The organism is Paenibacillus algorifonticola (assembly GCF_050481745.1).
Classification (GTDB): Bacteria; Bacillota; Bacilli; order Paenibacillales; family Paenibacillaceae; genus Pristimantibacillus; species Pristimantibacillus algorifonticola_A.
In genome coordinates, this window is the sequence record NZ_JBCNGR010000074.1 from 1 (window position 1) to 9291 (window position 9291).

Below are 9291 nucleotides of genomic sequence, written 5' to 3' on the forward strand. Positions count from 1 at the left end.
ATTTTTATCGTAGCACTCCAAAAAGAATTTCCTGCTGTAGTTGTTTGCGATGGTTCTTTCCTCGCTATAGATGGGGACGAGGGTATAGAAGTTGATTACAAAACCATCAGACCTTGGAAGCCTATCCAAACCCGGATCGAGCGCCCTGCACAATATGATGCATGATAATTGGGTATTCGAAGCTAGCGGTTGCGGCGGTTCTCCGTTCGGAATCGTGACATATTCGTTCAGCCATCCCTCATGCAAATGAGGAAGAATAGCTAGCCTTCGCAGCCAATGTATCGGCCAGTTGCATTTGTCATCCTTCCATTGGTTGATGGGCCAATTCGCCGGCAGTTTCAACAACAATTCGGCGTATTTGTATTTTTCGCCCTTCTCCGACTCGTCTATCGGACCGTCGCTCATCCCGCTTGTAACGAGCGTGATATAGTTTCTTTCGTCGGATGGATAGATGATGTGAATGTTAATCTGTACATTGCCGCCAGCCGTTGCCTCGCCTATTGTTTGGCTGATCGGACCCAAGCAGTCGGTTATATGCTGCAACACCTCGGCTTGTTGATGCTTTGTAACGTGCTTGGCAGTGGAGTGAACACTGTTCTCTGCAGTTTGCAAATATTTTGCCAATTTGTCGTGTTCTTTCGTTTCATTACAGGCATCAATTGTGTTCTATTGCTGCTCAGAACCGGATGAGTCGTCTGTATGCAATAACTCCGGCTCCTTATTTATTGAACTATTGCGGATTAACCATTGTTTAGCTTCTTCACCTTCCAAGAGTATCGGACTTTCTGGTGTACCGACATTAATACTTTTTATGAAAGCTTCTTCTATTCCTCTAATGCCCTTTAAATTCGCTCCTTTTAGCAACGTATCTTTAAAAGATGATGAACTGACATCTACATTACTCAAGTTTGCATTACGAAAATCTGTAACATAAAGGGAACAAGCAATTAACTTTGAACTTGTCAGATTAGCATTAAAAAAGACCGCTTCAGAACAATCGGTTTTAGCAAATCTTGCGCTTTGGGCATATGCATTTGTAAAATCTGTATACGATAAATCTGCTTTATAAAAATCAGAATTTGCTAAATTTGCGTTTTTAAACGTTGATGAACATAATAATGATGAGGACATATCTATATTTTTTAAATCCATACCGTCAAATGTACATGCCGTCAAATATGCTTGATCTAGCGGATATCCCACTAAGTCTATACTACGAAAATCTATTTCATCTACGCCTAATTTTTCACCTTTATCTCCGACCGTTTCAATCCATATTCGATGTGAATCTAATTGTTTTATAAGTTCTTCTTGGCTAAATATCTGCATTGCTAGCACCGCCTTTTATTATGGATACCAAATAATTCGATCTGAAACTCCCGCATCTTTTATGGTCTCTTTTAACTGCTTTACATGTTCAGGAATTAATTCTCTTGTATCAATAATTACATTATGACCACGATCAAATTCCTCGTATATTTTATCCATAGATTTTTTGACCGTAAAGGCTCCCTTTTTAGGTGACGTATGACCATGAGGATAAGACTCAAAACTCTTCACATCCCATTTTTGACCAGTAGCTACTTCAATAAATTCAGCACCTTTATTTTCCTGAAGATCACGTACAATCTTTCCTAATTTCCCTTGCCGCTCCAATTCGAGTCCTATCTCTCTTTCTTTTAAACCTTGATCCCTGATCTTACCACCATGCGAAGGATCACCTGCTAAGTCGTCCAGTTCCTTTTGAGTTCTTCCCCCAGTATAGTTTCCTGCTTCATCATATTGATTAGGCTTACTTCCTTTACCCGTCCCCTCAGGACCATGCATACCGCCGCCGCCATCCATCCGCGACATCTGCCTATATTCCGCTTGGTTCATCATCTGCCAGAACCTTGAACCATCTGGCGTTCGCATCACAGCTACACGGAAAGGCAGCATATCCAGCACAGCATGACGTAGTTTTTCTACTAGTATACCTTCCTTTTGCAGCTCGTCCAATAGCTTTTCAAGCGTCGAGGCGTTCGTCTTCAGCTTACCATCCTTCGAGGCGGCCGCAGTTACTTCGTCCATTTGATCCGTGAGAAGCGGCTTTCCTTCGCCATCTTTCTCCTTCTTCCCCTCTGGACCATCTCCTCCGTCCGCATGCCCGTTCTTAGCGCCTTTGCCCACCCCTTTAGCAAGGGACTTCGTCGCTCCCGCTGCACCTAAAACCATCGTGCCCGCATCCACAATGCGAATATAGCCTTCCATTGTCTTCTGTCCGATTTCCTCGCTCTCCTCTTTCGTTTGAAAGAGCAATTCGGTTGGATTCAGTGTCATGCTTTTCGGGACCAACATAAAGGCCGGATTGAACATCATCGGATTAAAAGTAGGCATGTCCACGATCGGCTGTACAAAGCTTGTGGCAGCGGAAGTGATATCGTTCCAGATCTCTCCTCCCGATTTTTGCAGCGTCACCGTTTCCATGCCATAATCTACGGCTTGCAAAAATCCTTTCATCAGATCATTGCGCTCTTCCAGCGGCGCGGCCTCTTTACCACTCACCCACTCGTATACGGTATCCGAGTTGATTAAAATATCCGCTGCATCTACCGCCAAATCCCAAAGCTCCAACGCTTCATTTTTCAGCGCTTTTAATTCCCCACTGCCTCGCGCCAGTTGGTTTTCCATCATCCGCTCGGCCGCCACTCGCTTGATTCCTTTTTCTTGTACCTGCTGCTCAAACGGGCTTAATATTCGCTCATACGTTTGCGTCACACTTGCCTTTAGCTCAATCTCGCTTCCCTTTACATTCACTTCTTCCCCTAAGTCGATCGACTCCGTTGCCGTCTGAATGTTGAGACTTTCTTCACCGCTTACCTCAATCGAACCACCGCTCAGATTCAGCGAGCCAGCGGCTTGAATCTGTACAGCCGTCGAGCTGTTCAGCGTCACACCCGAATACTTGTTCAGTGCAATGAACAGCGCTCCTTCTTGTGCGGTCATATGCAGCTCGCTGTCCCCCAGGCTGAAGGTCTTGCCCTGAGGATTGCCGAAGGATTTGACGCCTGGATCGGCCATTGTCTTGTGGCTCTTCTCTGCATGCACTCCTTCCGCCTTCATCCGCACCGCGTGGGTTACAATCGCCTCATCCTCGTCTGCACTTGGAAAATAGAGCTTAACCGCCGCCCCCTTCTCCGGCAGCATATACAGCACCTGATTCCCTTCTGCCGAATACGGGAACCACTGCGCTTCCTCCGCATCCTGCTTGCTATCCATCTCCAGATGCAGCTTGACCTGATTGCGCTGTACGTCGATGATGCTGCCATTGATAGAAGCTCCAATGATCGCCAGATTATGCAGCTTGCGCTTCTTCAAACCCTCTGGCAGCGCACATTCATAGCTCCACTGAAGCAGCCCGTGCTTCAGACATCCATGCCGCTTTGTAATGAAATAGGTAACATGGCCATGCTTCACCTCATCGCCAAGCTGGAGCAGCTTCCCCCACTCAAATTGATACGAGGTATAATGCTGCTCTAGCCCGCCAGACTCATGGTTCATTTCCCATTCCAAATAAGGAGCTATTTCCCGCTTGATCTCATAGGGATGGCCCTCCAGCTCAATCGGAGCCTTGCCATCCGGAATGCCAATCCAGAACTGCTGTTTATGCGCCGCAATATCCGGTACCAGCTCCGCCCCCACATGAGACGCCAAGCGCCTCAGAAATTCCCAATCCGTCTCCTCATATTGCATGATAAATTTGCCCGTCTTCTTCTTCCCAAACGCCGTATCAATAACGTCTCCACGCCCATACTCGCGTACAATAGACCATACAATCTCATTGTAGGTACGATCTGTGCTTTGGAAAGAACGTTTTTTCCGGCGCGTATCAAAGTCATAGGTATGGGACAAGGCTTCAAGCTGCACACGAACCCCATCCCTTGCGGCATGCAGTTCGACATGATGTAGTTGTCCCAGAAAAAGCGGCTGTTTCCTGTCATCCTTGAATACCCGGTACACCCCGATATGATCGTTTGCCGAAGCATGGGTCATAATCTCATCTTCTTTTTCCTCTGCTACCATTCCCGTTACCATTAATTTGCCGTGCTCCCCAAATTCATGAACGATCTCCAGTTGCTCTAGCCGCAGCTTGCCATAGGGCCATACGAAGCGCAGATCCTTGTAAGTTGCTACCGCTGCCTCTTCCCTTGCCCTTTCCTTGGCCTGTTCCTTTTCCTGCTGCGTTTCCTCTATCCACATCCTCATTCTCATCCCCTTCGCGCCCTTTAATGGCTACAGCTGCCCATCCTGATCAATGGTAATGGTGCCTCCTGTCACGCACATTAATTGGGATGAACTAAGCAATGCAGGCTGCTCATCGATAAGCACATCCTTCTTGCCATCTGTCCAAGGTCCGCAGGTCAATGGCTCGCAGACACCGCCCGTTTTTTTACAAAAGCCGAAATGGCTAATGTTCTCGATTGGAACAGCATCCATGACATGCAAGACAGGCTGGTCTTTGATATAGACGCCATGGGAGGTCGGCAAATTAAGCACACCCGGATCGGAGCCTTCGCTGCATTTTAATACGGCTCCTCTGACGACATAAAAATGCTCGCCCTCCAGCATGCCGCTCATCAGCGCTTGCAGCAGCATCGTAAACATCATGAGCTATCCCTCCTCCTCGCATTTTCCTCATCATTTTATAATGGTTCTACCAGTTTAAGCGTGGAGATAGCCGCATGGGCCAGCTGCTGCCACAGCTCTACCTCGCGCAGCGGAAATTGAAAGCTGCTCATCAACACTCTCCCGGCAAACACGGTCATCCCTACAACCTGATAAACGGACTTCTCCCCTTCTGGAAGAAGGCATTCGTAATAGGCGATTTCATGCGCCTCCGGCTTAAGCATACCGCCGCCCGTAAGCAGCAGCTCTGGACGCATTTGCTTGATTTTCACGACCATCGCTTGTGCAAATCCCTCAAGGTAAGGGAGCTGCAGCTCATGCTTTAACCAACTGAGCGTACACACGATGCTCTTCGTATCATCGGTAAATGACCACTGCTCATGCTTTCGCTGCTGCTTGGCCTCCACTTGCGCTTGGAGTGATCCCGACTCTTGCATCGCCGATAGCGAGGAAGGCAGCATTAAGCTTACACGCCCATCTAGCAGCCGCAGCTCCTGCATGCGATAGGGTTGTCCGTCTATCCTAAGAAAGCTCCCTGCGCCTTCAACTACCCATTGCGGCTCGCGGTCCGCTGTATCTGCATGAGGCGACCTCATCCACGTATCCAATATTTGCTCATCCATATAACGCTTCATACGGTTCCTCCTCGTCTACCTCGACCCGGTTAAGAACAAAACCCGTCGCTTCCCGGCGCAGCAAGCTCTCAGCCGCCGCCAAGCTAAGGACGAGATAAGGCTCTCTCACTCCCGTAAGGGTAAACATATGATGGCCTGCTATTTTGCTCCGCGCGAGCACCAGCCGCTTTATCGTCTGATCCGGATGAAAGCTGCTTTGAACCGATAGTGCATCGATGGGCGGAACCTGCATAGCCCAATAAAGCGGCTGGAACTGCTGCTCCCGGTTCATAAAATACACTCTTTTGAAAGCAATCCGGGCGTTATATTTAATGGCGATCGTTTTTATTTTGTCAGATACCATGCGGATTGGCCGCTCCACCCAGTCCAGCACCTCGACATCTCCTTGAGCCGCCACATCCACTACAGAAATCGCAGGCAGCTGTGCAAAAGGCTTGCCATTGTCAAATCTAGGCGGCTTAAAGGTACCATCCAGCTGCTGTTCTTCGTTTAAAATAAAATATTCACTCATTGCGCTCCCCCTTCCAACTGCGCCTGCACCCGCTTATACCCATTGAATGACCTGCCTTTGCTGCTCGGACAGTCGGAAAAACTCCTGATCTTTCGCAGAAAAAACAGCCTGCTCCAGATTGGCGCCTTCAAAGCTCGCCCGCCCCAGCCTTGCGCCAACAAAGCTCGCCCCTGCCAAATTCGCACCATCAAACTGTACGCCAAGCAGTCCAGGGAAGCGGTGAAGCCCCTCTTTAAACGGCTGCCCGCTGCAATGCTCGAAGAGGGCTCCGCGCAAATCGGCATGCCGAAAGTCGGCATCCGTTAGTAAGGAATGCCGAAAATCCGCCCCTGCGGCGGAGCAGGCGCTCCATCTCGAGCCAATAAGGGCACAGCTCTGAAACCCGCTATCGGTCAGCTCACTATGACTGAAATCCACATATCGCAAATCGGCTGCTTTACACTTTACGCCCTTCAAATCCAGCCCCCGCAAGCTGTCATAAGGCTGAATGCCACCTTGACCTTGCCCCTGGTCTTGTTCCAGCCGATTTCGAATATCCTGCTCATCGCGCGGCTCCTGATGCTCCACATAAACATCCTCGCTGAAATCCATATATTCGCCGACTCTCACACGCAGCACAGGCGCCTTTAGGAGCGCCTTATATTCAGGCAGCTGAATCGCTAGCGGCATAGCGATACGTGCAATAGCGACAACAAAAGGATGAAGGACCTCAAGCTGCCTGAGCAGCATCCCCTCTACAACGCCTGCCCTAATGTGATTCATATACGTTTTGCGTGCCCTATCCAGCACCTGCCGGATAATTGGGATATCTTCATACAGCCAGCCTGCATCATAAGCATGAAAGAAAGGCTCCGGGTCGCCGTACCATTTTTCCGAGTAGCCCTCCATCTTGTAAGTGAATGACTGATCCAAAACGGAGGTGCGAAGCATCGAATAGTGAATAAAAGCAATCGGCCCCTTCCGCCCATTCTGCTGGAGATTATGCAGATGTCCGCACATCTGACGGAAGGAATCGATCAAACCGTCCACCAGCCCTGCTTTATTTTGCAAAAAATAATGCTCCAGCTCTGCAATCTGATGTTCAAACGCCGGCATGCCATGATGCTCGGTAAAATGCTGGATCACCTGCTGTTTATTCATCGCCATATGCGCCCTTCTAATTCATTTTGATTTCTTCGCCGTCAACCTTGACGAGGCTGTCGCCAAGCGTAATCGTATTCGCTTTGCCGCTCAGCTCGATTTTGCCCGCTGACAGCTGAATGTTTTTGGCCTTCATCATCATGCTGCCGCCTGCATTAATGCTGATGTTTTGGTCGCTCGTAATTTGGATGCCCTGCGCATCGCTGATGACGATCGCCATGCCGGCTGCCTGAATGACGATCTGATGCGGCTCCAACACAATTTCTTTTCCGTACTTCGTGCGAAAGCTTTTGCGATCCGAATTGGACATCCAATCCGAGCCATCGTCCTTGGCCCCGCCAGAAGCGGCGACTGGCACAACAGCCCGCAAAGCTGCTCCTGCCCCTGTTGATCCACTTGCTCCTGCTGAACCTGAAGAACTGCCCGATGACTTGGCATCAGAGGCCGCTCCACGTTTGACCGAGCTGATTGCATAGCCTTCTTCTTCCTTGCTGCTGGGAAAATAAATCCGAATGTTGTCGTTTTCTTCCGGCATGCAGTACCAGCCGGTGTTGCCCTCGGAGGCATAAATCGTGGAATAGGGGAACCAATAATCCGTATTCGGGTCCTCCTGATCATCCATATCCAGCTTGGCGCGAACCGTATCCTTATTGATTTTGACGACCGTCGCTTGAATGGAAGCGCCAATGATCGCTTGATTGTATTCCTTCTTTTGCCGAAGGCCTTTCCTCGGGAACAGCTGATAGGTGTGGGTGAGAATACTATTTTTCATACAGGATACCGCACGCCCTACAACAAGCTTTCTGGCTTTGAAAAGCACCTCGTTGCCGGGAACCAGCAGCCGTTCGCTTTCTACCTCATACACGGTGTAGTCCTGGTCATCAATGCCGGGCACATCATTTTCTACCGCATATTGATACTCCGAAACCCGTTTTTTCGCGGTATAATGCTTGGCCACAAGCTTGCCCTTGTCCTGACCCTCTGGCAGCCCCAGAAAGAAGCACGGCGCGCTCATTTCAGCGGCAGCAACAAGCACCGTATAAAACCGTGAAGCAATCCGCTTTAGAAACTGCCAATCCGTCTCCTCATACTGCATCACAATCGTTTGAATCGCTTGGCCTTGGCTGGCTGCATCTATACAATCCGCTTTGGAATAATGAGAAATGACGGCGTCCACCAGCCCGCTATAGGTTAGCTTTGGATTTTGAAAAGAGCGCTTATTCCGCTTTACATCCAGCAAATACGTATAGGAGACCGCTTTTACCTCGATATAATAAATGCCGCGAACCGCCTTTACCTCCACATCAAGCACAAATCCGCTGAACAACATCTCGTCCTTTCCCGTCTCCTTGTCCTTCAACAGTACCTTCACCGGTGTCTGGGCAGTGGTCTGATTGACATAACTATCCTTCTTCTCTTCATGAATGACGCCTGAAAACCTTAAATAAGCATGATCATTGACACTTTTCACGACTTCCAGTTCATGCAAACGGACAAGCTCATAGGAGGTAATTAGAATATCTCCATAATTTAGCACTTGGTTAGCCATTCGTTTGTTTCTCCTTCTCAGATGGTAATTTGTATATGTTTAACTATATTTTATTTCTATCATTATCGGCGCCCGATACAGGAAAGTTAATACAATTCTAGTAATTTAAATTTAAAATAGTAGACACTAATACAGAGATATTTTATTTTAATCTTGTATTTTATAACAGCGATTTAGCAGTTTTTTATAAGTGGATTTGCCTGTACCTATCTCCAAACACCAGCTAAAAGGAGCTTGAAAACAAAAAAAGCCTAACGCTAAATGCTAGCGTTAAGCCTGTACTATCATGAAATTTTCCGCTGTCTTACTACTAAAAATGAGGCTGTGCTACTCTATGTCCTGCATATCCTTCATGACCTCTTAGTTGATTTTTAATCTTACCTTGAATCCGTGACACTTACTGTTCTTCCACAATACGGAGTGTGACGAAAAAACAGGCGAGTTTCCGGTGGCGCCATGATCGTTTCAATCCACACACTCCATACGGAGTGCGACGCATTTGCTCCACTCGGGCATATACACCCATTTGTTTCAATCCACGCACTCCGTACGGAGTGCGACAAAAACATCAACAGGCAAGGCGGCCAGCAGCAAGGTTTCAATCCACGCACTCCGTACGGAGTGCGACCATGACGATAAAAAATGTGAGTGCGACCATTGCTGTTTCAATCCACGCACTCCGTACGGAGTGCGACGAATCGGGACTCGATGGCTGGTACAGCCGTGTACCTCTGTCAATAGAGTAGACACAAGAAACCGAGAGTTTTAAGTAGCCTTTCGGTACCTGCGTT

8 protein-coding genes are annotated in these 9291 nt (G+C 48.3%); all 8 read right to left on the bottom strand.

The annotated features are described in order from the left end of the window. A partial coding sequence (locus ABEW34_RS31400; protein WP_430165648.1) for a suppressor of fused domain protein occupies positions 1-624 on the bottom strand: 624 nt, incomplete at its 3' end. 42 nt (positions 625-666) lie between these two features. Then, the gene (locus ABEW34_RS31405; RefSeq protein ID WP_430165651.1) at positions 667-1329 is read right to left on the bottom strand and encodes a pentapeptide repeat-containing protein; all 663 of its coding nucleotides are present in this window, start codon (positions 1327-1329) and stop codon (positions 667-669) included. An 18-nt stretch (positions 1330-1347) separates the two neighbouring features. After that, a complete protein-coding gene (locus tag ABEW34_RS31410; protein WP_430165654.1) occupies positions 1348-4245 on the bottom strand; it encodes a late control protein in 2898 nt (965 codons plus the stop codon). Between the two features lie 27 nt (positions 4246-4272). Further along, positions 4273-4647: a DUF4280 domain-containing protein gene (locus ABEW34_RS31415; RefSeq protein WP_430165657.1), complete on the bottom strand. Its 375-nt coding sequence runs from the start codon at positions 4645-4647 to the stop codon at positions 4273-4275. Between the two features lie 35 nt (positions 4648-4682). Continuing rightward, positions 4683-5300 carry a hypothetical protein gene (locus tag ABEW34_RS31420; RefSeq protein WP_430165660.1) on the bottom strand — a complete coding sequence of 206 codons (618 nt, stop codon included), beginning with the start codon at positions 5298-5300 and terminating at the stop codon, positions 4683-4685. After that, positions 5281-5811 (bottom strand): imm11 family protein, encoded by a 531-nt coding sequence (locus ABEW34_RS31425; protein ID WP_430165662.1) that lies wholly within the window; start codon positions 5809-5811, stop codon positions 5281-5283. Before ABEW34_RS31425 ends, ABEW34_RS31420 begins: the two co-directional genes overlap by 20 nt. A gap of 33 nt (positions 5812-5844) precedes the next feature. Continuing rightward, a complete protein-coding gene (locus ABEW34_RS31430) occupies positions 5845-6957 on the bottom strand; it encodes a pentapeptide repeat-containing protein (protein ID WP_430165665.1) in 1113 nt (370 codons plus the stop codon). A gap of 10 nt (positions 6958-6967) precedes the next feature. Beyond that, positions 6968-8500, bottom strand: coding sequence for a contractile injection system protein, VgrG/Pvc8 family (locus ABEW34_RS31435; protein WP_430165667.1), 1533 nt, complete (start codon positions 8498-8500; stop codon positions 6968-6970). Between the last annotated feature and the right edge of the window lie 791 nt (positions 8501-9291).